The organism is Blautia massiliensis (ex Durand et al. 2017), from assembly GCF_001487165.1.
GTDB classification, from domain to species: Bacteria; Bacillota; Clostridia; order Lachnospirales; family Lachnospiraceae; genus Blautia_A; species Blautia_A fusiformis.
The window spans coordinates 1,106,620-1,132,836 of sequence record NZ_LN913006.1 but is presented as its reverse complement, the minus strand read 5'-3'; the positions used below and the strand labels follow the sequence as shown (position 1 = coordinate 1,132,836).

Below are 26,217 nucleotides of genomic sequence, written 5' to 3'. Positions count from 1 at the left end.
TGGTCCTTTCGTTCTTCCTTAATATACGCCAACAAATGATATTGCCGGAGCAACTCTTGCATCATCAATATTAATAATAAGATTTGCTGTTTCAATTTCCTGTAAATCTATTATTTTTTTATAACCAATGGTTGTTCCTTTATAACATTCCTGCATAATTCCATCATTCTCATAGCTTACAGAAAAAGACTCTACTCTTTGACTAAGCGGAATAGCTTCCTTAATGACCAGATATGACACTTTTCTCGGTTTCTCCCATTTTATATTGATAGAGAGTTCTTTATCCCCCTCTTCATTTACAAAATAAGAATCATAATCATCCATTCTTAATGCTTCTCCATTACTTTTCTCAGCATTTGAAGCAGAGAGTATAGATATTTCCGCATCCTGTAAAAGATTATGTTTAAAGGTATTCTCAATAAACTCGCCCAACTGTTTCAGATTTGCAGCATCTGTTTCATGGATACGGCCATTTTTCATCGGAGGAAGATTTAATAATAATGTGGTATTTCCCCCTACGGATTTTAAGTAAATGTCTTTCAGGTTCTCAAAGGAGCGGACCTGTTCATCTTCTTCCTCATGATAGAACCAGCCTGGACGGATAGAAACATCCGTCTCTGCAGGGTACCATGCAAGCTCTTTTTCATTTGCAAGGCGTTCCCTGCTTCCAAGGTCTGTCTGGGTCTCGTCCAACGGCCGGTTCCGGAATTCTTCATTATCTTCCTGCTGGCTTAACGCTGCTGTGATCGCCGGATCAGTCATATCCTTTGCAACAACGCTCCATTCACTCGGTCTTACTTCCCCTGCCTCGTTTCCACACCATCTGATGTCCGGGCCTGAAATAGAAATCACCGCATTTGGCTGCAGTTCACGCATCACTTTATAATATCTCTGCCAGTCGTATTTCTGGACCTTTCCATTTGGTCCCTCACCACATGCACCGTCCAGCCAGATCACAAAGATATCACCATATTCTGTCAGCAGCTCTGTCAGCTGGTTCAGATAGTAATCGTCATACTCTTTTCCCTTTCCATAGCTGCTGTTGTTTCTGTCCCAGGGTGAAAGATAAACACCAAATTTAAGTCCAAACTCCCGGCACGCTTCGGCTGTTTCTCTGACAATATCCCCTTTTCCGTTTTTGTACGGGGAGTTTTTGATACTATGCTCGGTGTATTTGGATGGCCACAGGCAAAATCCGTCATGATGTTTGCATGTGAGGATCAAGCCCTTCATCCCACCCTCTGCTGCTGTTTTTGCCCACTGGCGTGCGTCCAGCTCTGTCGGATTAAAAATGGATTCCGGTTCTGTTCCATCCCCCCATTCGCTTCCGGTAAAAGTATTTACAGTGAAATGAATGAAACAGAAAAATTCCATGTTTTCATATGCAATCTGTCTTGCTGATGGTACAACCTGAACCAAACGTTTATCTTCTTCAAAACCTGTATAAAGCATAATCCTTCTCCTTTTTCACAAAATTCTATCAATATGTCTATCTATTTTCGAACATATATTATTTAATTGTCATTTTAATCTCAAAATCAAATTCTTCTGCATCCAGACGATACTGCTCTGATAATTCCGGCCCACAGCTGTTAGATCCGATTCCGTTCTGCGCATAATCCAGACATAAAACAGTACTTCCGCACGGCTGAAGCTCGTAGCTGTGTTTTTTTGTTGTCAGTTCTTCCTGTGTATATGGTGATGCATTAAAGGAGAATGTCTTTTCTCCTGCTGCTGCAAAAGTAAGATCTGCTCCTTTAAGGATCAGATAATCACAGTCTGTATGGCTTCCGTTTTCCTGCGGACGCAGATAATCTTCATGCATCTCATGAATTTCCGCACAATGTCTTCCATGATGGCCTGATCTCTTTTTATCTACATAACTTTCATCTGGTCCGATTCCATAGTATTCCGCATTGTCAAATTCTTTATCAAGAAACAGCCGGATTCCGAACCTTGGGAGCATCGGGAATTCCATATCCCTCTTCACGTTCATTTTTACACGGATTGCACCGCCCGGAGTTATGATCCATTCTGCTTTCACGTTCAGGATCCTCTGTACAGTAGGTGCTGAAACGCTCATGGTTCCTGTGATATGTACCTGTCCGTTTTCAATGTTGCAGAAGGTCTCATATGCTCTTGCATAGCTCTGGTCATAATGCGCATTCATCCATTCCAGTTTGATCTTACGGTCATTGTCTGTCGGAGCTCTCCAGATGTTCAGTTCCATTGGTCGATCAAGGATTTCTTTGCCATTTACGTTCAGTCCTTCAAACAGTCCTGTCAGGCGGTTAAATACATAGGTAGTTTTCTGTCCTGCATGGATTGTAAAGAATTTATCATTTTCTTCCACTGTAAGGATATCATCTGTTTCAGTTTCTGTAAGGAGCTCTGCTGCTTTCTGGTTTCTTCCATCTGCATTCGTTAAGAGAATCTCATCAAATCCCAGTAACGTATCCGGCTGCATAAGCGGTGTGCCATTTTTCAGATAATAGAATACTCTAAGATAACATTTTCCTTTGTCCGGAACAGAAACAGGAAGTTTGATTTTTCCTTCACCATGAGCCGGGATACTCTCATCCAGATTTATATGAGCTACATATTTAGCATCTCCATCAACGCTCATTTCATATATTAAATAAATGTAATCTTTTAAATCCACATAGTTCAGATAATTATGAAGTACAGCTTCACCTGTCTGCTGGTCATAATGAAGTACTCTTGCAGGTCTGTATATGTTTTTGTATTCTTTCAGACCGACATGTGGCTTTCTGTCCGGATATACCAGTCCGTCCATACAGAAGTTTCCATCGTGGATCTCTTCCCCGTGATCGCCGCCATAATAGTAAATTCCTTTTCCATTTTCGGCTTTTCCCTTATAAATCGCATGGTCGCACCACTCCCAGACAAATCCGCCGCAAAGTGCATCATATTTCTGGATAAACTGGAAATAGTCCTCCAGATCTCCAGGGCCATTTCCCATAGCATGGCAGTACTCTACCAAAAGGAACGGTTTTTCCGGATCCTTTTCCATATATTCTTCTATTTCCGAAAATGCCGGGTACATTCTTCCGACTACATCAATATTGGAATAATCATATTCCCTGTCAGAGCTCTGATAAAAAGCACTTTCATATGTAGTGAGTCTGGTAGGGTCAAATTCTTTTGTCCACTTTAAGGCTTCTTCAAAAGTACATCCGTATCCGCATTCATTTCCCATGGACCACATCACAATACATGGACGGTTCTTCTCACGGTATACACAGAGCTTTGTACGATCCATGGTAGCCGGGATAAAATCCGGATTGTTGGAGATGCGTTTATTCCAATGTTCTACTACATTATCCCATTCCTGGTTCTTCAGATACTGGCTCTGGGTACCATGGCTTTCGTTATCTGCCTCTGCGATCACAAAGAGTCCATATTCATCACACAGCTGATAGAAATACGGCGCATTCGGATAATGGCTGCTTCGTACAGCGTTAAAATTGTTAGCTTTCATCATCTTCAGGTCAAGGTCTGCCTGTTCAATACTGATCACAGCTCCTGTCACCGGATCGGAATCATGACGGTTGACACCATTGAACTTCACTTTTACCCCGTTGATATAGATTACGCTTCCATCTCGTTTTACTTCACGAAGACCAATCCTGTCAGTGATCACTTCTCCTTCAGTCTCAAATACTACCTGATAAAGATATGGAGTCTCCGGATTCCAGAGCTTCGGTTCCATGATTGTAAACACTGCTTTATGGGAATATTCCCCTTCAGCCGTTTCTTTAAATCCACCCGCTGCCACTGTGTTGCCATCCATATCCTGGATCCGGATGTTTACAGTTTCTGCTGCGCTGCCAAGAAATTTTGCACAGATCTCTACATCTGCTGTACTTCCCAGTAGTTTTGTAGTAGTGAAGTAATCATACAGAACTGCTTCCGGTCTTTTTAACAGATATACATCACGGAAAATACCGGTCATTCGGAATTTATCCTGGTCTTCCAGATAAGTACCATCACACCATTTCAGAACCAGCACTGCCAGTGTATTCTTTCCACTACGGATGTAATCTGTCACATCAAATTCACTGGTGCAGTGTGAAACCTGGCTATATCCCACATAACATCCGTTTAACCATACATAAAAGCAGGAATCCACGCCTTCAAAGTTCAGATATGCTTTTGGCGCATGTTCATCTTTTTCATACTCAAACTCATGAACATATGCCCCGCATGGGTTGTCCTGTGGAACGTATGGCGGATCAAGGGGAATCGGATAACGTACATTGGTATACTGATGCTCGTCATAGCCGAAATTCTGCCAGATCCCCGGCACAGGTATCTCCCCGAACCCATTTGTATCATAGCTTTCTTCATAAAATTTTTCCTGCAGGTCATAAATGCTCTCATAGAAACGGAATTTCCAGTTTCCATTCAGAAATTCTATTCTGTCCGATTTTTCCCTGTCATGTACGAGGGCTCCCATGCAGGCGGAAGCCGGTACATAGTAGGAACGGTATGGCATGGTATTCTCATGCAGCATGTTAAGATTTTCATAATGCTTAGGTATGATCATGTGATATCCTCCCAATACGTTTATTGTTTTGCTTTTGTCGTACTATCATTATACTTTTTTATTATAAAAAAATACATAAACAACATTCGACAAAACATGCACAAAATGTTATACTTATTACATAATAACCAACTATTTTTTAACAATATTTTGTAGAATCGTAAAATTGCACAATTCATATTGTTGTGTTTTGTGCAATATGACAAGGAGGACATTACTTGTATACGTTATCAGCATACTATCACAAATCCAGGGTAGATTTTATGGATAAAAAACATCCCCTGTTTATTGGAAGCTGCGGCACTTATCATCTATACACCGTAGAAAAGCTTCCTACCCACCGCCCGAAAGGCCGGCTTGATTATCAGCTTCTTTACATCGCATCCGGACGGGCACATTTTTATTTTGATGGAAAACCTACTGTTGTAGAAGCCGGCAATATGGTACTCTACCGTCCACGTGAGGAACAACGCTATTATTATGGAGCGGATCAGACTGAAGTTTACTGGGTTCACTTTACTGGAAATAATGTAAAGAACTTTCTGAGAAGATATGGGATTACCGACGATACCCGCATTATTTATACCGGTATCTCCATTGAGTACAAAAATCTATTTATGTCCATGATCGAGGAACTGAATCTGCAGCGAATTGATTGTGAGGAGATGCTGATAAATTATTTCACAATTCTCCTGATCAGCCTCCATAGAATAGCACTGCAAAAGCCACGTAAAAAGAACCTTCAGAACATGAACGATATGGAACAGGCTGCACAGTACTTTCGGATGCATTATAATAAACCTATAAGTATTGAGGACTATGCTGTTTCCCACAATATAAGTATCAGCTGGTTCATCCAGAACTTCCGTCAGTATGCCAATACTACACCTGCTCAATACGTGCAGTCTCTGAGGCTTACCAATGCAAAAATACTTCTGGAAACGACCAATTATAATATCACAGAAATAGCCAACCTGGTCGGGTACGAAAATCCATTATATTTCAGCCGCTTTTTCCGAAAACAGTGTGGCATTTCCCCTTCACAGTTCCGCAAACAGCTGGTGCCGAATGCAGAAAGCTGTCCAAAATAAAACCAATCAAAAACGCTGGGAGCAATTCTCAGCGTTTTTGATTGATTTTATTTAACATAATATTACGATACTTTTTTTACCTTAGAATTAATGGACATAAAGCCTGTTTCAGGATGTCGCAGATAAATATTCTTATACCTGTAAGTACTCAGCACGATTCCCATGAGTCCATAAGAAACTATGATACAGCTTCCTCCGGCTGAAAAAAACGGAAGAAATGTTATTGATTGCGGAAATACGCCAAGATTCTCAAGGACATTTATCAAAAAACTGATGAGAAATACAATTCCGCACCCGCATCCCATCATCATACCCAGCTGATTTTTCTGTCGCAACGCAGTGTTAAAGACTGCAAAAATCAAAACCGCAAGAACACAGCACAAAAGTATAGCTGCAATTATTCCATATACAGATGACAGATAGGTCAGAATGTAATCCGCGTTAAATGCTGGCAGGATTCCCGTTACATCTGATTTGCTTTTCCCGATCAGCTTATTTTGTCTCCAAAGTGAATGCAACATTTTTGTGAGATAATCTGTTTCGCTACCGCTGGAAAACATCGCCTGTATGCGCGCAATTTGATATTCCGCCAGCCTGTTTCTCAGGTACATACCCAGGAAAGCTGCTATGGGCGCGGTCAAAAACACAGCCCAGATTCCACAGATAGTTCTTTTCTTTCTGACAGTAAACCAGTCCTTTTTGATTGCGATCGTCAACATAGTCAGCATAGTTACCAGCATCACACAAGCTGTCCTGAGTGCCGGCAGGCTGTAAACTAATATTACTGGAGCAATCAGCCATAAGATTGCTCTTACCAGTCCCTTATATCCCCACCCATGATATTTATATAAAATTGCTCCATATATGGGGACATAAAACAGCATCAGTTTTTGTACATCCATGCCTCTTCTGCCTCCTGGCAGTGATATAAAAATCCTTGCTCCGTTTACCTGGCCTCCTTCCAATATAACCAGCAAACAGGCGGACAATAAAACAGCTGCAATTATTTTTGAAAATTTTGCCAGTACGGTATAGTCCAGCAGATACAAAATCATCATGACAGCCAGCCCGATCATAACATGAGACACATATCTGTCAGAACCGGCTACCGCATTCTCACTGGCTTTTCCGGAAATCCCTGCATGTATCAGAACACCTGCAATGCTGATAAGTATAATCATTCCCAAAAGTTTCCATGCAGCTTGAGGTCTGTGGATACTGTCAAGGGAGATTCCTGTTTCCACAGGATCCCCCATGTCTCTGACGGCTTCCTTCTCTGCCTGTTCATGATCCATGCCTGCCTTCATGTTTTCCGCAATCTGATCCTCCATATGATCCTGCAGTTCCTGTTTTATGTATGGTCTGGCTTTTGTGCAGCGAATCTGTTCCAGCAATAATTTCAGATATTCGTCCATAACTCACACCTCCAATATAAGCACATTGGCCACTGCTGCAGAATACTCTTTCCATTCCTCTATTTTCTTTTCAAGGAATCCTCTTCCCTGTCTGGTAAGGCTATAATACTTTCTGGTCTTTCCAGCTACATCCTGTTCATATACTGTCAGGAGTCCTTTCTCTTCCAGGCTGTGCAGCAATGGATAAAGAGTTCCTGCCTTCAGCTCAAATACATTCTGAGATTTTTGCCTCAGTGTGTCGATCATCTCATATCCATACATATCCTTTTCAGACAAAAGTTTCATTACAAGCATTGCCATACTTCCTGAAACCAATGCTCTTTCAATAGCCATCTGGTCCACCCCCTTCTTAGAATAAGCTATATATCGACGTTCTATATATCGGTTGTCTATATAATAGATTATTTTACGTTATTTGTCAATATATCAATAAGATTTATCAAAAATTTTATATTTTATATCTAATTTTTGATTATCCGCATAGATACTATACTTTCACGTATTTTGAAGTATAGAAAAACTATAGAAAATCATTCATTATACCACGATTTGCATTGTAGAACAAATGTTTTTTTATTTTGCAATTCATCTCCCACCTGTAGAGGAAGGAGAATTCTTGCTATATATTCTGTTAAATACCTTACGGCTGGACATGCTCTACGGAAAAGGCTTCCTTGCAATCCTCCCAATGCGTATTGTAAAGAACTTGATCATGTGGCCAACTGATTACATATATTTGAAAATATATAATCTTAGTGATATCAAATAAAAAACGCGAATATTCCAGTGCTTAATAAGCCACTGATATTCGCGTTTCTTATTATCCTAACCACTTGAAAGATGGATAGTATCTTATAACAGCTTTCCCCACAAGCTGGTCAAATCGTACGAATTTGTTTTTCCATGAACGTGAATCCTTCGAATTATTCCGGTTGTCACCAAGCATGAAATAACTGTTTTCCGGAACTGTATATGGACCATAACTTCCAATCATTTTCTCCGGAATGAAAGAGTCATCCAATGGAGTGGGTGAACCATCAATGTAAACTTTCCCATCCTTAATTTCCACTACTTTTCCCGGCAGTCCGATCACTCTTTTGATAAAAAGACGACTTTCATCATCTGGGTATTTGAATATTACAATATCAAATCGCTCCGGGTCCTTGAACTTTTCAGAAATTTCATAACCGAACAGATCAAGATTAATTCCATACGCAAGCCGAAAGCCGAAAAGGCGGTCTTTCACCATAAGTGTTTTTTCCATGGAGGGTGAAGGGATTTTTGCGTTAATCAAAACAACATTATTGATAACCAGGGTAATCGCCACTACTATTACAAGCAATTTCACATAGCCTAACAGTTCACGCCAGATTTTCATGCTCTCCACCTCACCGTTCTTCATTATTCATATATCTGAACAATCTTTTGTCATATTTTGCTTCCCGGTACCAGCCAATTCCGATCATGATCACGCCTAATACAATGGTAACCGTTCTGACCATTGTATCAGCCGAAAACAGGCAGGTGATTACAATTCCAGTTCCTGCACCTGTAAAAAAGTCAATAACAGACTTTTCCCGTTTCAATGATCCAAGCACTCTTTCTTTATCCATGGTTTTTACCATTTTGACATCTTCCTTTATTAAGACATCGAGAGAAATATCAAAACGGTTGCTGATGTCTATGAGAATCTGCAGATCCGGATAGCTCTTTTCATTTTCCCAATTAGACACAGTCTGTCTGGTAACATGAAATATTTTTCCAAATTCCTCCTGGGTCAGTCCCTTTTCTTTTCGTATTTTTAATATCTGCGTTCCAATGTTCATATTGCTCTGCTCCTGTTCTTCCAATCGGTTTTGCTTTCTCACCTGGATTATATAAAAATTTCTGCCAAATGAAAAGCAATTTACCTTTTACAGCGAAAAAAACAGGTATGCAAAGCTTCTTTGACATGGGATTTTTGAAAACAGATTCACGTTTCTCTACCTAATCTGAATCCTTATTTTATCCCCGACAGGTGTCCAACCAGATTCTGCAGTGATTTCACCTGTAGCTCCATCATAATATGCGCTTTCTTCGGTTCCGTAATCTTCATCCGTTTTATCTGCTGCGTCGGTATTTTCTTTCTGGTCTGTATCGTCTTGAAGCCTTACTTCTGTGGGAGCATCTGCCCCTCCGATAATTTGAGTTTCAACCTGATCCTCTGCATCTGACGGATTTTCTCCCTCCAAAGTATCCTCTGGAACTTCTTCTACCTCTTCTGTAGTCTCACCAATTTCTACAAAATCGTCATCACCCCAGACAGTGTCTGCAGCAGCCATGTAAGGTTCTCTGGTATAAAGCTGTAATTCCAGATAATCGCTGTCAATATCCGGGAGCAAAAGGACCGGACCGTCAGAATCCAGCTGATACATGCCCCAGAAACTGGTTTTAAAACTCCATTGAGTTTTACCATCTGCTGCCGAATTACTGCGCAGTTCATACTGTACCTGATTTCCTTTACTGTCTGTCCCCATAAGCATCATCTCATTACCATTATACAGCTTTTCCTCAAGTTCTTCCGGAATTTCTGCCTTAATTATACTTTGCAGTTTATTCATGGAAAAGTCTGTTAATTTTACGGTTCCTTCTTCTGTTTTAACAGAAACATCTTCCAGCTTTTTATGAACTGTCTGTTTCATAAGCTCCTCATGGGGAATAGAAAAATCAAACTCAAACTCTGCGAAATAATCTTCGCCAAGATTTTCATTTTGATAGGCACCGAGTACCAAATGTACTTCTGGATTTTCTCCCAAATCACCATCAAGGGAAAACCGGGATTCCAGAACAGCATCATAGACATTTTCATCCAGTCCAGTATTTAGCAAATCTTCGTCCGAATATGGCAGAAGGTGTCCGCTTTCGTATTCTTCAATTTTCTGTCCATTTATTGTAGTTTTCTGATAATCAATGTCAAGCTGTGTATTGGCAAAGGTCCAGTCATCCTGGACATCATCCGTGTCCTTTTGCCCGGAAGATGTTTTTTCTGCATGCACCTTTGTTAACAGAACCCCATTATCCAGAACAACTTCTTTTAATGTTACAGTAATTCCTTTGTCTTCCTTAGAGGTATTCAACACTTCCGTATAAGATTCAATGCCTTTTGGGAAACCAAGGGTTTCTCCTATGGACAATGTAATATTTTTTATTGCAGCCTGGATATGTGGATTAGAAAAGATAACAGAACCCAAGGTGACGATCACACAGGCAGCTGCTGCTTTGCTCCACCCTTTTGGTCTCCGGTTTTCCTTTTTTTCACTCCATTCCCGCTCTGCTTCCTCTATATATTTCGGATCAATATTACCAAATTCTTTTGAAAAATCAAACTTTTTCATATGCGTCCTCCTTCTTTTTCCAACAGTTTCAACAGCTTTTTCCGGTTTCTGTATAAATTCATTTTCACGCTTCCCGCTGACATATGATGCCTTTTGGATATTGCAGAAACAGGATCTAAAAACCAGTATCTTCGTACAAAAATATTTCTGTCCTTTGGAGACATTTCTTCCAAAAAACGATTTATGGTTTCCATCAGTTCTTTTTCCGCCAGCTGTTCTTCCACGGTATAAGTTACATTTAGCTGCTCCATTTCCTCCATAACATCTGCCATATGAACATCCGGGCGCTTGCCTGCAAACTTTTTCCTTAAGCAGTCAATACTAAGATTTCTTGTAATCCGACCGCAAAAGTGTGCCAATACAGGAGGATGCGTAGGTGGAATCTGTGACCATACTGAAAACCAGGTATCATTCAGACATTCCTCGGCATCTTCTCTATTCGCCAATAAATTCCAGGCAATCTTGTAGCAATAGGGATGATACTTAGTACTCAATTCTATAATTCCATTCTCATCTCTTTTCAAAAACAGGTTTATAATTTCATCATCATTCATTTGCAGGTTGTCCTCCGGGTTTCTTTAAGATAAAAGTCACTGTCCATAATCTGACCAGCAACAGATAAGGCGCCTTTTTGAATAAAAAAATTTCCATTCATATTATATATCGTAAAAAATAGTGGATGGTAACAAAAAAATTTAATTTTTTTCAGTTGAGATCCAAACTACAGTTTTGGTTTTCAGAAGATTATCTTTTAGAGGTAAAAATAATGAAAAGCAGCCGATATTCTCATTTTATATCTCATGAGATACCGGCTGCAACTGCTGTTATAAAATATTTTCTTGTTCTGTAGTTTTGTACTTTATACTACAGCATTCATTATAATCACGGTCAAAACACATCCTATAAACTTTCCACAAAACGCATAAAATCTTCTCTTCCTTTTGGTGTGCATTTATAAACTCCGGACTCTTCCAGCACATGTACAAACACCAGTCCTACTTCTTTTTGAAGAATTGCATGAATGTTCTCTGCATTAATATCCGAATATTTTTTCAGCAATTCTTTCACCCAGACCTCATGCTTTGCTATTTTTTCATTTGAAGAAATATCTTTTCCAGATAAAATGTATTCCTCTAAATTGTCTGATATTCAAGTCGTTGAGTCGCTCTTGAAAGCAAAACCGTATTACACTTGTAAAAAAGGTCTGCCACTTCTGCACTCAGATTTTTTTTGCAAGTGTAATATTCTACATATTCCTGAACTCTCCTTATGGAGTAACATATCACTGATATGGACAAACAGATACCTTTCGACGATCAATCAGTCTATTAATTGTTTTAGTAGCAACATCAAATTGAATCAATTTCTTTATATAACTTTATTAATTGCCTAAGCAAATTTTCATATTCTTTTATTGTCTCATCCGAGTCAGACTCTTTTACTATATCCTTGTCATTTCGTAGATTAGAAATTTCAAATGGGTATTGGTTCAATAATTTGATTGTTTCTTTGCAATTTGGGATTAATTGATTTCTTTTATTATATGGAATCGCATTTATGCGCTCTCTCAAATTATGCCGCAGATTGTATGCAAGCCAGTCTGCCGTATCAAAAAAAGCACGATATTCATGTCCATATGCTTTCTCAAGATTTCCTTTGATATAAGAATAGTAATCGTATCCTTCCGGCACTTTTTTAGTTGTGCTAGCAAAAATCCTTACAATATGATCATATGCATCCCGGTGCTCTTTTAATGGCTGAATCAATGCATCCCCATTTTCTGATATTTCTTCGGCTGTAAGTAGATAAATTTTGGTTTTTTGATGTAATTGATATATCTTTTTCCACAACAGTCCAATCTCATCGTTTTGCATTAGATTAAAAACATTTTGTTCAGCCATTTAAAATACCCCGCTATTGAATTAATGAATTTTTAACTTTGACTCCTTTTCCCTCATTACCAGAAACGATTTTTCATCTAGAATACGGTCACCAAAAATCCGCCAGGATCCACGTCGCTTTATTCGGTACGCTTTAATAGTGGAGATTTGTCCGTTTTCACAGTCTCTTGAAAAAAATTTCCTATATTTAAAAGTTTCTATTATCCCCCATAGAGTTCCTGCAACTATAAAAAAAAGAAGTACTGCTACAGCTTCAATCATAAATATTCTCCTTATCATCCCAGTTACATGCATCGTCACAATCGGACTGCATCCCAAGGTCTTTTGGTTCGATCACATTTCTTACACTACTACCTGCACTATATTTTTCTCTTCTGTAAATTATGCTAAGATGAACAAATGTTTCTCTGTAAAGTAACAAAAGAATAAATCCAACAAATATACAGGATAGTAATATAACTCCTTTCCTAGATGCCACAGACTGCAATTGTGGATTTCCAAGGAAGCAAACTGCTGAAATTGCGCTTCCTGATTTGCCTTTCCATTTAAGAACAATGAGTCGAAAGCATCCAAAACCGTAAGATCTTTCAGATTTCCACCCACATACTCCTTAAACTCTTCCTCCAATAATCCGAAAGTTTCTATACAAACAAATAGAGTTTTATCATAAAAGGCCCAAATACCATTGTCAACGGATTTTTCGTATATTTATATTTTTACCGTCTCATAACCAACTCTCTCACTTCGAGCATGTAGCAAAAAATCTATCATACCAGATAAGGAATGTCAAAACTGTCCAGATTTTACGGCTGTTATCTGCCTTTTTCTCTTTGTGCTCTTTCAGAAGTAAAAGAAGCTTATCTGTATGAAAAAACTCTTCTGCTTCTTTCGAGGTAAATAACTCCTTTACCCTCTGATACCAGTCATCCTGCCGCAGCCACACACGGATTGGAATTGGAAAACCAAGTTTCCTACGTTCATCGGTTTCCTGTGGAAGAAATTCTGAAACAGCTTTACGGAAAATATATTTGGTTGTACCCGCTGCAATCTTGGCTTCCTTCGGAAGCTTTGCTGCAAAGTCAAAAACTTCTTTATCCAGAAATGGTACCCTGACTTCCAATGAATGTGCCATGCTCATTTTATCTGCTTTCTGCAAAATATCGCCAGGAAGCCAGTATCTCAGATCTACAGACTGCATTTTTTCCATGTCTCGAAGTGATCCTCTGTTTTCTGACTCAAGTTCTTCAAAAAATGGTCTTAAATATTCCTGTGTGGAAGGTCCTGTTACTTTATTTTTCAAAATCTGCGCTTTCTCTTTTTCACGGTAAATATATGCATTTCCGATGAAACGTTCTTCCACTTTCATTCCTGCACGGATAAGGAAATCCCGTCCTTTCACATCTGGCAGCTTTGCGGCCAGCTTTCTGACAGCACGTCTGAGCCCGAATGGAATCCAGGCAACTTTCTTTAATGCTTCCGGTTCTCTGTAAATATTGTATCCGCCGAAAAGTTCATCTGCGCCTTCCCCGGAAAGGACTACCTTAACATGTCCGGCAGCCTCTTTGGAAAGAAAATAAAGTGCAACTGCAGAAGCATCTCCAAGGGGTTCATCCATATGATACATCACATCTGGAAGGGCATCCCAGAATTCCTGCTTGGATATGATTTTCACATGGTGTTTCAAACCTGCTTTTTCTGCCACTTTGGCAGCTTTGTTTACTTCACTATATCGATCTCCCTCATCAAATCCCACTGTAAATGCCTGATCTGCACCGGAGGAAGAAGCCAGATAACCGGAATCCACTCCACCTGATAAAAATGCGCCGACTTCCACATCACTTAACATATGATGCTTCACTGAATCCTTTAGAATCTCGGAAAGCTGGCTCCGCAGCTGCGCCATATTCGTCTTATAGTCCCACTGACCTGGTGTAAGCTTTGGTTTGAAATAAGTCTTTATTTCATAGCTTCCGTTTTTATATAAAAGCATATGTCCAGGCATCAGTTTATAAATTCCCTTAAAGAAGGTCTCTTCCAGAGGGGAATATTGAAATGACAAATACTGCTCCAGTGCCTTCTGATTTACTTTCCTTTCATAGCCTGGAAATGCAAGGATACTCTTAATTTCAGAAGCAAATACAAAGTGTCCATCTATTTCGGCATAGTACACAGGCTTAATTCCAAAAAAATCCCTTGCAAGCATCAAACTCTGCTCCTGTTCATTCCATACAGCAAACCCAAACATTCCCCTGAGCTTATCCAGTGCCTTCTCCCCATACTGCTGAATAGTATTTATCAGAACCTCCGTGTCAGAATGAGTACAGAATGAAATGCCGAAAGCCTCAAGTTCTGCCCGCAGTTCCTTATAATCATAGATCTCTCCATTAAAAACAATATGAAGGTTTCCGTCCGCACTTTCCATAGGCTGCTGCCCATCTTCTAAATCAATAATACTAAGTCTTCGAAAGCCCAGCGTGATCTTCTCCCTGCAAAAAGAGCCCTCACTATCCGGGCCCCTATGCTCAATAGCTTTCATCATCCTTTCAATTACTGTCTTCTGATCCTGTCTGTAACCTGTAAATCCACAGATTCCGCACATTTTATCCTCCGTATCTATTTGATGTAGTTTATACGCTGCAGCAACTTTTTTATCACAAGTGAATCCCACATGGTCACATCGTAATCATAGTGGTCTGTGAGTCTGCGCCTCAGCTTGTGTTCTCCCTGTTTTTCTACAGATGTAGAAATCTTTTCTAATTCTACATCTATAGAATCAAAAAGTCAATCTTATTTTCTACAATTGCAGAATCTATGTCATATATTTGATTACCCGTCATGACATACCCCAATGACTCAGTTCTTACAGATTTTCAAACGGTGTGAATGCCTCACTGCTGATAAAATGAAAAGCCGGAAAAACGGTCTTTTGTTACAGAGCCATTTTTCCGACTGTATGGTTACCTATATTTAGTCAACTACCCATCACCTAAAGGTAATGGGCTTGGCAGACTTAGCCAAAAAGAGCCGATATCAGTCTTGCAAAGACCTTGTATCGGTTCTTTTTGTATTTTCTCATTATCTAATTATGGGAGGATTTTTCTGTATCACCGAAAAAACTATTATTCCCGCACTTCAAGCCACTGGTCAATGTTCCCAAAATGTACCGCCTGCAGGTTATCTACATCAACCAGTTGCGGGAAGCTGTTTCTGATGATCATGACACCATTTTCCTTATCCTGTTTTTCTCCACCGCCAGCGATGCCTCCCATGGTCAGATCGAGTGTTAAAACCGTTCCATCTTTATAACGCACCTGGTCAATATTAGCTCTGCCATAAAGATCCATGCCATAATCTGTACCTGTGTACTCAAACTTGTTTTTCTCATCTTCATACACCTTCATAGCTTCATCATAATCAAGATATAATGACCATAAAAGGGGCGTTACTTCCATTTTTTTCACTGTGATTTCATAACCTCCAAAATCACATTTCCGATTCACTTCCAGAGTTGTCGGAGGCTTTACTGCACCCAGAGTCCATTTAAAATCCCATGTTCCATCTGTAATAACAGTCGTATCATAATCTCCTTCCTCCGTAAGATTCTTTAATGTGATTTCTACTGTTTTATTACTCAGATCATAATCACCGTCATAAGATATACAGGCGTTAAAATATTTAAGATGTGTAGAATTTTGATCTGTTTTCAGTAACACATCCTGTCCTACCCCAGTATTGAAACTTCCAAATCTGTTATCGTCCACTGCATATACTTCTTTTCCATCGATCTTAAAATGTGTCATCTCCTCAAAAGAAGTATGATCAGTCATAGAAATACTGTCCTCTGTTTTCACTTCAAAAAAAGCATACAGGAATCCCTGATCCTGAATAGAATCTGTCAGGGTAACCGTCACACCATTTTGTGTTACAGACTGGTCTATATTCTGAATATAAGTTGATTCCTGCAGTGTCTCCTGCTGTTCCTCCGATGGATCCAGTCTTTTCACCAGGTAATCATTCCATTTAAAGAACTCTTTTGCAGCCACAGTAACAGCCATACCAGTACAGATTACTGCTGCTGCAATCAATAATCGTCCACTGATTTTTTTTCTTTTGTATTTTTTATCAACTGAATCCGCCTGTTCAATCTGTTTTAGTGTATCTTCAAATTTATTATGAAAATCCTGTGGTACTTCCGGTGCGATATTATTCCATTTCTTCTCTAACATGACATTTTCCCCTTTCCTGTTATTCTCTTTAATTGCTTGTTGTTTTTCCCAGTTGCCGGTCTTTTCTCTTCTTCGGATAACTGCACCTTCAAAAACTCTCTTGTACGTGAAAGTCTGCTTTTGATCGTTCCTTCCGGAATATCCAGAGCCTCACTGATCTCTTTCAAGGAAAATCCTTCTAAATAATACAATGTTACCAAAACCCTCAGATCCTCCGGAAGTTCCATAATCGCCATATACAAATGACTGTATCTGTCCTCCTCAGCCATTTTCATATTGTCCATATATTCTTCATATGGAATAACATTTTTTCTTTTCCGAAGAATCCCTTTGCATTCATTGATCAATATCCTTGTGATCCATGTTCGGAAATATTTTTCTTTCTTTAAAGTGGGAAGTTTTTCATATGCCTTAAGAATTGTTTCCTGCACAACATCCCCACAATCAGAGTCATTCTTCAGAATGGACTTTGATATATGATACAGCATGGCTTCTGCATCCCGAACCTCCTTAATAAATACATCTTTTGTCATAACTTTGTCTTCTCCTTTTGTCCAGCTGGATTACTACTCATGTTTACTTTTACACTAATTAGATGCATCGGAAAGGAAATCGGTTCTCATAAAAGTATTTTTTTCCGTTGCCTCTTCCATTGCCAACGAAATATCCGATTTTTTAATCTCTGTTCTGTTTGTGTTTATATTTTTTATGTAATTCCGTAATATATTCCTCAAGCTTCTCTTTGTCTTGCTCTTCACAGGCGACCAAAACCAAACACTGCTTAGATCAATCCGATATGCTTTTACTGTTTTCTCACCCAGTTTCTCTGTATATGTGCAATGAAAGATGAGATACTTTATCCCCATTCCAGACAGGTACGCAGAGCATGACTCTCACAAAGCAGTGTCCATTCAGATAGTTGGAACCGTTGTGTGCGGCTCAGTATAGATAATATCAGCAGAAATAAGGTATCTGCTGTCGGAACAGAAAAAGTTTCAAAATAGATCAAAAAATATTGCTGAAGTCTGCCTATCAGTGTTTTTTCGCTGTATAATGTTTTTGCCGTACAGGGTCACTTTCCTTTGTAATGTTTTATGCCAAATTCATTATACATCAGGAAATCCTGTACGATATTTTTTTATAAAAAAGTTGTAAAGTAGTGTATCAATATCATAATTTTCTAAAATTGAAACTTTTTGCTCTTTGACAGGATATATAAGAATGTAAAGGTTAAAAGCTTTTAATTTTTGAAAATATTAAAAAGAAAGTAGGATTGATATGACAGATGAAGCAGAACTTTTGCAGCGTCTCAGGAACAGAGAAAAAAATTCAATAGATGAAGCAATCCGAATTTATACGCCGTATTTGAGTACTGTTTTGTATCATATGGCCGGCAATTCACTGCCGAAAGAGGATATTGAAGAAATTGTGGCAGATGTGTTTGTTGTACTTTGGAAGAATACCGGGAGGATAGATTTGCAGAAAGGTACATTACGGTCATATCTTGCTGCTGTTGCCCGGAATTTTGCTCTGAAACGGATAAACAGAAAGATGGACCATACATCTCTTGAAGATATTGAGCTGTCAGATGGCAAAAATTTCATGGAAGAGAATTTTCACAATAATTATGTATGGGAAACAGTTATGAGCCTTGGCGAACCTGACAGCGAGATTTTTGTAAGGCGGTATAAATTTGATGAAAAAATCAAGGATATTTCAAAAGCAATGGGACTTAATATTTCTACAGTTAAGACCAGACTTTCAAGAGGAAAAAGAAAACTCAGAAAAATGTTATCGGATGCGGAGGAAAAATTATGAGAAGAAAAAATTTGCTTAAAGAATTGGGAATACAAAAACAGGCAGATGCTTCCCGCAATGCTCTTGATATTGATACAGAGAATGTCAGACAGAGAGTTTATGCAAAACTTGACTTCGCAGATACAGAAAGGAAGCAAACGACTATGAGATCAAAAAAGAAAATATTACCTTTGTTGATAGCTGCAACACTTACAATTGGAGTTACTGCTATGGCAGCAACAGGAAAGATTTCAATGTGGACAGGTTCATCTGCATCACGTGCTGATTATACATCTCTTCCAACGTCAGAACAGATTACAAAGGATATTGGGTATAGACCGGTATTGATTGATACCTTTGAGAACGGGTACTGCTTCAAAGAGGGCAATATTATAAAAAACAGTTTTAAGGATGGCAATGCAAATGTAATTGAGAATTTTAAATCTGTGTCCTTTGATTATCAGAAGAATGGAGATGTTGTATCGTTTGAACAGCAGAAATTTAACTCAAAACTTACTCCGTCAGGTGATATTATTGCCACTGTAAATGGAACAAATTTGTATTATGTACATTATATAAATAAAGTGGTATCAGATGATTACGAATTGACAGAACAAGATAAAAAAGACCAGTCCAGTGGAAAAGTTATATTCAGTTACAATGACAGTGCTTCTCAGATTGAAGTCAGTCAGGTTCAAAGCGTTAACTGGAATAAGGATGGCATCCAGTATGATTTGCTGCAAATAGATGGAAAATTATCTGCCGGAGAACTTGCAGATATGGCGAGAGAGGTTATTAATAACAGAAGATAAAGAAAAAAGATGGTGGATTCAGTCCGGTTCACCATCTTTTTGTAACTGTTGTGGAAATACCTGTATCGCAGCTGATGCATAATATGTTATAATTTACAGATAGTGTAGCTGTCCAGAACTTTTATAGTTAAAATAAAAGTACAGCCTTTCGATTCATTCAATTAGCTGTACTCTCATTTCCTAGATTGACATGATCCAGCAAAGGGATTGCGTAATTGATATCGTTACGCTGCCCTTCACGGATCATAAAATAAACCGGATAACCGTATGCATCTACAACTGCATGGATTTTTGTGCTGGCTCCACCACGGCTGTGTCCGATTTCGTTTGGAGGCCCCCTTTTTTTGCTCCAGCACTATGCTGATGAGCTTTGACGATAGAAGCGTCAATTGACAGTTCTGTTAATTCGGCTTCTAAGCTCAAAACACGAAAAATATTATCAAGGGTGCCGTCTTCAATCCATTTACGGAAACGGGAATAAACAGTTTGCCAGGAACCATAACGTTCTGGAAGGTCTCGCCATGGAGCTCCGCTACGAGCAATCCAAACAATTCCATTCAGAATTGTCCGGCTGCATTTTTGTGGGCATCCCTGTTTTCCAGAATTTTCAGGCGGCAGTAATGAAGCTATACGGTTCCATTCTTCATCGGTTAATTCGTATCGTCTCAACATAATTTTTCAATTCTATCATAAAAGGATTTTGGGGTTAAGATGGGGTAATGAGAAATTTTCTATCCGGATGTCCTGTTTATTCTTTATGATCATTCCAATACATGCGACAGTGCAGTGCCCTTCCCGGAAATAAAAAAACGGCTTATATTTTCATGCTCCAACTCAAAATTGGTGTCCAGGGCTATCCTTTCGCCTGATAGTTTTCATACAGTTCAGAAAAGAAGCTGTTCTTTCAGTTTCCATTTTCTGTTCCTGGAAGTAAAGGCTGCCTCCACAGAATTCAGAAGCAGCAGCTTTTTCTGCTCCTGGGTAAGATCTAACAGAGATTCCATATATCGGAATTCCCGGGAAAGGGTTGTTCTTTCAATCGCCGGATCATCGGTATTTAGGGTTACCTTAAGTCCCATTTCGAGAAATGCTTTCAGCGGATAAGCAGACATTTCTTCCACAGCTTTTGTCTGGCGGTTGCTTGTAGGGCACATTTCCAGAAAAATCCCCTTATCCTTTACAAGCTGTATCACTTCCTTATTTCCCGCGATCCTCACACCATGACCGATCCTGACTGCCCCCATATGGACAGCTGTTTTTACATCCTCTGCATTTCCGGCCTCGCCTGCATGGATGGTAAATGGAACCTGATATTCTCTTGCTTTTGCAAAAAGTGCCTCGTAATTTTCTGTTGGAAAGAGTGCCTCGGCTCCTGCAAGATCGATAGCAACCACGCCTCCATCTTCAACAAGATATTTTTTTGCCAGCTCCAGAGTTTCCAGATTTTCTTTCTGGTTAAGATCACCGCGCATACAGCATAAGATCAGATTACCGGGGATGGGAGCTCTTTTCAGACCACGTAATGCAGCATGGATCGCTGTTTCCTGAGTCATTTCCTTCTGTGTATGGAGCTGTGGGGCAAAACGAAGTTCTGCGTAGATCACACCGTCTTCTTTCATTTCAGAAAGGATAAGATAAACAGCCTCTTCCAATGCCTCTTCTGTCTGAAGAAGGGAAAGAGGCAGGTCAAAGCATTTCAGAAAATCATTGAGATTTTCGCAGGTATCCGGCACAGAAAGGAGAGAAAGAAGCTCTTCATCTGTGGCAGCCGGAAGCGTGATCTGCTGCAATGCGGCAAGTTTTCTGGCTATCTCTGTGGTAATGCAGCCGTCCAGATGTGCGTGGAGATCGATGTAGTGATCAATTCTATTTTCTGTTTTCATAGGCGCTAAGTACCTCCCTGGTTGGATTTATTCTTATCCCTGAAATGGTTTTGCGTTTCTTATGGTATCTGTCGGAAGAAAATATTAAGGTGAATTCCGGGTTATATTTCCTGTGTGGCTTTTTTTAACCAGGATTGCTCTTCTTCATTCAGATACGGAGAAATCTTTTCGTATACAAGGGCATGATACTGATTGAGCAATTTGCGCTCTCCTGCTTCCATCTGTTCCGGATCTATACCTTCCAGATCAAATGGGACCAGAGTCAGTGGCTCAAATTTCATAAACTGGCCGTAGGATGTTTTTTCGGCTTTTTTGCAAACTACAAGATTTTCGTGACGGATGCCGAATTCATTTTCCGCATAATATCCTGGTTCATCGGAAGTGATCATCCCTTCTTCCAGAACAGGAGCCGGAAGCTCTGCAGGGCTTTTCCAGCGGAAGCTCTGCGGTCCTTCGTGTACATTGAGAAGATAACCTACGCCATGGCCGGTTCCGTGGTTGTAATCCTCTCCCATAGCCCAGAGAGGTCCTCTAGCCAGGGCATCCAGATTCAGGCCGGTACAGCCGTAACGGAATTTTGCTGCTGCCAGGTTCAGGTGTCCACGGAGTACTGCTGTGAAATATTTTTTTTCTTTTTCAGTAACCGGGCCAAGTACAACGGTGCGGGTGATATCAGTAGTGCCCTCCAGATAATGTCCGCCTGTATCCATCAGAACCAGCCCTTTTGGCTCAAGTGGAATATTGGTTTCTTCTGTAGCACTGTAATGGACAATGGCTCCATGTGCACCGTAGGCAATGATGGGATCAAAGCTGTTTCCCTGAAAATTCTCCTGTGCGGAACGGAATTCATAGAGCTTATCAGCAGCGGAAAGCTCGGTGATCTCCTTCATTCCCACATTCTTCTTCAGCCAGTGGATAAACTTCACCATTGCAACGCCATCTTTAATATGGGCTGTCTTTTCATTCCGGACTTCGGTTTCATTTTTGATGGCTTTTGGGAGAAGGGTCAGATTTTCACCGTCCAGGATCGTTACCGTCTTTGGAATACTACTGACCAGCCGGCTGTTTACATTGCTTCTGGAAAGAAATACCTTTTTCTCTTCGGGAATCGTCTGTACATAGGTGTAAATATCATCATATGGATAAATGGCAATACCGTCTTTGGAAAGTGCTTCCTTAACAGAATCCGAAAAGGCTTTTTCATTGACAAAAAGACGGAGCTCACTGTCATCCAGCACAAGATAGGAAAGAACTACCGGGCAGCAGTGGATATCATTTCCGCGGATATTTAAAAGCCATGCAATGTCATCAAGGGAAGTGAGGATAAAGAGGTCTGCGCCCTTCTCTTTCAGTTTGCTGCGGATCTCACGGATCTTGTCTGCTCTGGATCTTCCGGCCCATTTTTCGGATAATTCCATTACCGGTTCACAGGAAAGTGCCGGACGATCATCCCAGATATTTCCGATGAGATCCTCATTTACAGAAAAATGTACCCGTTTTTTCTGAAGGATTCTTTCTAGCGTCTCTGCTTCTTCTGCGCTTACGGTACGGCCATCGAAGCCGAGACACATTCCCTCTTTCAGATTTTTTTCCAGGAATTTGTGGATCGTTGGTACGTCCGGTTCTCCCATCTTAAACAGAGTAACCGGAGTTCCCTCTAACTGCTGTGCAGCCTGGATAAAATATCTTCCGTCTGTCCAGAGTCCGGCCATGTCCTGCATGATCACGGCAGTTCCGGCAGAACCGGTAAATCCGGTGATGTATTTTCTGCATTTAAAATAATCCCCAACATACTCAGAACCATGAAAATCATCGGTCGGAACCAGATAAGCATCGATTCCCTTTTCCTTCATTTGTTTTCGAAGAGCTGTGATCCGTTCTGTAACTGTCATAATCTTATGCCTCCTCTGTATAACTGTTCTTTATCGCAAAGCCATGATCCATAGGGCCGCTTCCCTTTCCCAGATCCAGCATGGCAGCAAGGGCTCCGGAAATATAGTCCTTGGCACGGTTTACAGATTCCACCATGGAAAATCCCTTTGCAAGGTTGGAAGTGATGGCCGAGGAAAGAGTACATCCTGTTCCGTGGGTGTTGGGATTGTCGATCCTTTTTCCCTCAAACCACTGATATGTTCCATTCACATAGAGAAGATCATTGGCATCATTGAGCTTATGTCCGCCCTTGCAGAGAACTGCACAGTGATACTGCTCGGAAACCTGTTTTGCAGCTTCGATCATATCATCGGCGCTTTTGATCTTCCGTCCGGTAAGCACCTCGGTTTCCGGGATATTGGGGGTGAGAAGATCTGCAAGAGGAAACAGTTCTTCCTTCAGAACATCCACCGCTTCCTCACTGATCAGTCTTGCACCACTGGTAGCAACCATAACCGGGTCCATCACGATATTTTTTGCCCGATACTGTCGGAGCTTTCCTGCGATCATATGGATCAGATCACTTTCGGAAACCATTCCGATCTTTACTGCATCCGGAAAGATATCCGTAAAAATACAGTCCAGCTCCTGACCCAGGAACTCTGCGGTTGCATTCTGGATGGCTGTGACACCGGTGGTGTTCTGGGCAGTCAGCGCGGTGATGGCACTCATGGAGTATACTCCGTTTGCCATCATGGTTTTAATATCGGCCTGGATCCCGGCTCCTCCGCTGGAATCGCTGCCTGCGATGGTTAATGCTGTTTTCATCTTTAGTTTCCTCCGTTTTCTGTGAATATATGGTTCTGTAACTCTGTCAGATCCCGACAGTAGATATAGGCATCCTTTTTCATCTGTTCCTGATCCGGTTCTCCCAATGCGTCATAAATACCGGCAGTCAGAAATCCTGCATTTCCGGCAGTCTGCAACGCGTAGAGTGAATCCTCCACAACCAGCGTCCGGGATGGCTCCGTTCCCAGTGCTTCTGCAGCTGTAAGATAGACCCTCGGAGAATGTTTGCTTTCTCCGATCTCACTGGTGGTATAGATTTTATCAAAAAAGGAAAGAAGTCCGTTTCTTTCCAGCGCCCGGCAGATATGTTCCCTGGGGCTTGAGGTTGCTACCGCAGCCGGGATTTTCTGTTCTGCAAGGCATTGAAGAAGTTCTCTGGCACCTGATTTTGCCGGGACCTCTTCAAAATAGTATTTACGGATCCGGGATTTCAGATCCATCACGATCTTTTCTTCGGAATACGCAAGAGTAAACCTGTTTTTCAGCCAGTCCGCTCCCTGCTCCATACTCATGGGAAAAAGGATTTCGTCCATTTCCGCAACCGGCTGATATCCCAGATCTGTAATATATCGTTTTCCAAGCTCCTTCCAAACAGAGAGCGAATCCAGAAGGACGCCGTCTGCATCAAATATCACGGCTTTTATAGGAAAAATCATGTTTATACTCCTGAAAATTTTTTTTTGATACTCTGTCATTGGAACATTACGAAATAATTTCCCATGACATAAAAAACTGATATAAAAAACGCGGATATATCACAAAAGATATATCCGCATTTATTATAAGCCGCAGATATCCAAAATGCAACCGGGAGTTAAGGAGGCTCATCTGAAACAGCAGCTTTATTTTCAAAACATTTTTTATTCTTTACCGTTAAAACAATATGTGCATACATTACAAGGATCGATCCCAATGGATTCCAGAAGATCATCCAGTCTGTGATAACGGAGAGTTGTAAAATTCTGCATCTTGCAGATATCCTGTACCATCTGCTCGTATTTCTCTGTATGTGGATCTGCATATTCATCCAGAACTTCCTGCGGACAGTTGGGGCCTTCTCTCTTCTCGATCACCTGACGAGTGATCAGCTCCATCTCAGATTTGGAACGTGAGAAGTTTAAATATTTGCAGCCGTACATGATTGGCGGGCAGGCAGGACGGACATGAACCTCTTTGGCTCCGCTGCGGTACAGAAATTCGGTTGTCTCGCGAAGCTGGGTGCCACGTACGATGGAATCGTCTATGAGAAGAAGTTTTTTATCCTTGATCAGCGCACGTACCGGGATCAGTTTCATTTTGGCAATAAGATTACGCTGGTTCTGATTGGTCGGCATAAAAGATCTGGGCCAGGTTGGTGTATATTTAATGAATGGTCTTGCGTAAGGAATGCCGGATTCATTGGCGTATCCGATGGCATGGGCAATGCCGGAATCCGGAACACCGGCTACAATGTCCGGGTGCACGGAATCGCCGTCTCTCTTTGCAAGCATGCTTCCACAGCGGTAGCGCATCTCCTCTACATTTACACCTTCATAAGAGGCTGTCGGATATCCGTAGTAAACCCAGAGGAAGGAACAGATCTTCATTTTCTTTCCGGGCTCAACCAGAGTTTTGACTTCGTCTGCTGTTACGAATACGATCTCTCCGGGGCCAAGTTCTTTATAATCTTCGTATCCAAGGTTGATATAGGCATGACTTTCAAAGGAAATACAGTATGACCCTTCTTTGTGGCCAATTTCCACAGGAGTTCTGCCCATCTTGTCACGGGCTGCATAAATTCCGTCTTTTGTCATAAGAAGCAGAGTCATGGAGCCGTCGATCAGTCCCTGTACGTACTGGATACCTTCCACAAAATTGTCCTTTTCACAGATCAGTGCAGCGATCAGTTCGGTCACATTGACTGTTCCGTTGGTCATCTCCTGAAAATGTACCTTGGTCGTATCATACAGCTGCTGCAGAAGTTCATCGTAATTATTGATCTTTCCCACAAAAGTGAGGGCAAAGCTGCCGATCCTGGAACTGAACAGAAGGGGCTGAGGCTCATAATCAGAAATACATCCGATTCCCATATTTCCCTTCATGGAACCCACATCTCCGTCAAATTTTGTACGGAAAGGCGTGTTCTCAATGTTGTGGATGGCACGGTCAAATCCATGTTCTCCGTAAACAGCCATACCTCCGCGGCGTGTTCCCAGATGAGAATGGTAATCCACTCCGTAAAAAAGCTCCAGTACACAGTCATCCTTCGATGCTACTCCAAAAAATCCGCTCATAATGCGCTCCTCTCTACTACTATGATGTTAACGATTTCTGTTATCGTTCCTATATCCATAATCGCTATCAGTATAGCATAAGAGAATTGAAAATAAAAACCAATTTGGCGGATAATCCTGCTTTTTCAGAATAAACTATAAAGATATTAGCCGG

The 26,217-nt window shown here is 40.6% G+C and carries 23 protein-coding genes; 3 read left to right on the top strand and 20 right to left on the bottom strand.

The features are described 5' to 3' along the window. Positions 1–18: 18 nt before the first annotated feature. Together BN3261_RS06180 and BN3261_RS06175 are read right to left on the bottom strand one after the other, a co-directional pair. The gene (locus BN3261_RS06180) at positions 19–1,452 is read right to left on the bottom strand and encodes an alpha-L-fucosidase (RefSeq protein ID WP_059085747.1); all 1,434 of its coding nucleotides are present in this window, start codon (positions 1,450–1,452) and stop codon (positions 19–21) included. A 58-nt stretch (positions 1,453–1,510) separates the two neighbouring features. Then, a complete protein-coding gene (locus BN3261_RS06175; protein WP_059085746.1) occupies positions 1,511–4,570 on the bottom strand; it encodes a glycoside hydrolase family 2 TIM barrel-domain containing protein in 3,060 nt (1,019 codons plus the stop codon). Between the two features lie 218 nt (positions 4,571–4,788). On the opposite strand from BN3261_RS06175, the gene BN3261_RS06170 reads away from it, so the two are divergent. Beyond that, positions 4,789–5,661, top strand: coding sequence for a helix-turn-helix domain-containing protein (locus BN3261_RS06170; protein WP_059085745.1), 873 nt, complete (start codon positions 4,789–4,791; stop codon positions 5,659–5,661). 62 nt (positions 5,662–5,723) lie between these two features. On the opposite strand, the gene BN3261_RS06165 is transcribed toward BN3261_RS06170, so the two are convergent. The 12 genes from BN3261_RS06165 to BN3261_RS06110 all read right to left on the bottom strand — a co-directional run bounded on the left by BN3261_RS06165 (position 5,724) and on the right by BN3261_RS06110 (position 17,110). Then, complete coding sequence (locus tag BN3261_RS06165) at positions 5,724–7,076, bottom strand: FtsW/RodA/SpoVE family cell cycle protein (protein ID WP_059085744.1); 1,353 nt, start codon at positions 7,074–7,076, stop codon at positions 5,724–5,726. 3 nt (positions 7,077–7,079) lie between these two features. After that, positions 7,080–7,409 carry a PadR family transcriptional regulator gene (locus tag BN3261_RS06160; RefSeq protein WP_059085743.1) on the bottom strand — a complete coding sequence of 110 codons (330 nt, stop codon included), beginning with the start codon at positions 7,407–7,409 and terminating at the stop codon, positions 7,080–7,082. Between the two features lie 487 nt (positions 7,410–7,896). Next, a complete protein-coding gene (gene lepB / locus BN3261_RS06155) occupies positions 7,897–8,454 on the bottom strand; it encodes a signal peptidase I (protein WP_059085742.1) in 558 nt (185 codons plus the stop codon). 10 nt (positions 8,455–8,464) lie between these two features. Further along, the gene (locus BN3261_RS17185; protein WP_110925764.1) at positions 8,465–8,902 is read right to left on the bottom strand and encodes a helix-turn-helix transcriptional regulator; all 438 of its coding nucleotides are present in this window, start codon (positions 8,900–8,902) and stop codon (positions 8,465–8,467) included. A gap of 156 nt (positions 8,903–9,058) precedes the next feature. Further along, positions 9,059–10,450 (bottom strand): DUF4179 domain-containing protein, encoded by a 1,392-nt coding sequence (locus BN3261_RS06145; RefSeq protein WP_059085741.1) that lies wholly within the window; start codon positions 10,448–10,450, stop codon positions 9,059–9,061. Next, positions 10,447–11,004, bottom strand: a complete 558-nt coding sequence (locus tag BN3261_RS06140) for an RNA polymerase sigma factor (protein ID WP_059085740.1) — start codon at positions 11,002–11,004, stop codon at positions 10,447–10,449. Before BN3261_RS06140 ends, BN3261_RS06145 begins: the two co-directional genes overlap by 4 nt. 346 nt (positions 11,005–11,350) lie before the next feature. Continuing rightward, positions 11,351–11,518: a hypothetical protein gene (locus tag BN3261_RS17180; protein ID WP_330383248.1), complete on the bottom strand. Its 168-nt coding sequence runs from the start codon at positions 11,516–11,518 to the stop codon at positions 11,351–11,353. Between the two features lie 281 nt (positions 11,519–11,799). After that, entirely contained in the window at positions 11,800–12,351 is a 552-nt protein-coding gene (locus tag BN3261_RS06135; protein ID WP_022387878.1) for a hypothetical protein, read from the bottom strand. 21 nt (positions 12,352–12,372) lie between these two features. Beyond that, on the bottom strand, positions 12,373–12,612 hold the full coding sequence (locus tag BN3261_RS06130) for a hypothetical protein (RefSeq protein ID WP_059085739.1): 240 nt from the start codon (positions 12,610–12,612) through the stop codon (positions 12,373–12,375). 478 nt (positions 12,613–13,090) lie between these two features. Continuing rightward, positions 13,091–14,950: an asparagine synthase (glutamine-hydrolyzing) gene (asnB, locus tag BN3261_RS06120; protein WP_059085737.1), complete on the bottom strand. Its 1,860-nt coding sequence runs from the start codon at positions 14,948–14,950 to the stop codon at positions 13,091–13,093. Between the two features lie 520 nt (positions 14,951–15,470). Next, entirely contained in the window at positions 15,471–16,577 is a 1,107-nt protein-coding gene (locus tag BN3261_RS06115) for a DUF4179 domain-containing protein (protein WP_059085736.1), read from the bottom strand. Next, positions 16,571–17,110, bottom strand: coding sequence for an RNA polymerase sigma factor (locus BN3261_RS06110; RefSeq protein WP_059085735.1), 540 nt, complete (start codon positions 17,108–17,110; stop codon positions 16,571–16,573). The genes BN3261_RS06115 and BN3261_RS06110 overlap by 7 nt, the downstream gene beginning before the upstream one ends. 745 nt (positions 17,111–17,855) lie before the next feature. Between BN3261_RS06110 and BN3261_RS06100 the strand changes: the two genes are divergently transcribed. Together BN3261_RS06100 and BN3261_RS06095 are read left to right on the top strand one after the other, a co-directional pair. Next, positions 17,856–18,395, top strand: a complete 540-nt coding sequence (locus BN3261_RS06100; RefSeq protein WP_059085733.1) for an RNA polymerase sigma factor — start codon at positions 17,856–17,858, stop codon at positions 18,393–18,395. Continuing rightward, positions 18,392–19,186, top strand: a complete 795-nt coding sequence (locus tag BN3261_RS06095) for a hypothetical protein (RefSeq protein WP_059085732.1) — start codon at positions 18,392–18,394, stop codon at positions 19,184–19,186. The genes BN3261_RS06100 and BN3261_RS06095 overlap by 4 nt, the downstream gene beginning before the upstream one ends. Positions 19,187–19,459: 273 nt before the next feature. On the opposite strand, the gene BN3261_RS06090 is transcribed toward BN3261_RS06095, so the two are convergent. The 6 genes from BN3261_RS06090 to BN3261_RS06065 all read right to left on the bottom strand — a co-directional run bounded on the left by BN3261_RS06090 (position 19,460) and on the right by BN3261_RS06065 (position 26,063). Then, complete coding sequence (locus BN3261_RS06090) at positions 19,460–19,858, bottom strand: IS5 family transposase (protein WP_059085731.1); 399 nt, start codon at positions 19,856–19,858, stop codon at positions 19,460–19,462. Positions 19,859–20,070: 212 nt separating this feature from the next. Further along, positions 20,071–21,069 (bottom strand): adenosine deaminase, encoded by a 999-nt coding sequence (add, locus tag BN3261_RS06085; protein ID WP_059085730.1) that lies wholly within the window; start codon positions 21,067–21,069, stop codon positions 20,071–20,073. Positions 21,070–21,170: 101 nt separating this feature from the next. Next, a complete protein-coding gene (locus BN3261_RS06080) occupies positions 21,171–22,961 on the bottom strand; it encodes an aminopeptidase P family protein (RefSeq protein WP_059085729.1) in 1,791 nt (596 codons plus the stop codon). A 4-nt stretch (positions 22,962–22,965) separates the two neighbouring features. Then, the gene (gene thiD / locus BN3261_RS06075; protein WP_059085728.1) at positions 22,966–23,769 is read right to left on the bottom strand and encodes a bifunctional hydroxymethylpyrimidine kinase/phosphomethylpyrimidine kinase; all 804 of its coding nucleotides are present in this window, start codon (positions 23,767–23,769) and stop codon (positions 22,966–22,968) included. Between the two features lie 2 nt (positions 23,770–23,771). Then, on the bottom strand, positions 23,772–24,446 hold the full coding sequence (locus BN3261_RS06070) for an HAD family hydrolase (protein ID WP_059085727.1): 675 nt from the start codon (positions 24,444–24,446) through the stop codon (positions 23,772–23,774). Positions 24,447–24,650: 204 nt separating this feature from the next. After that, positions 24,651–26,063, bottom strand: a complete 1,413-nt coding sequence (locus BN3261_RS06065) for an amidophosphoribosyltransferase (RefSeq protein ID WP_022427230.1) — start codon at positions 26,061–26,063, stop codon at positions 24,651–24,653. Positions 26,064–26,217: the final 154 nt, after the last annotated feature.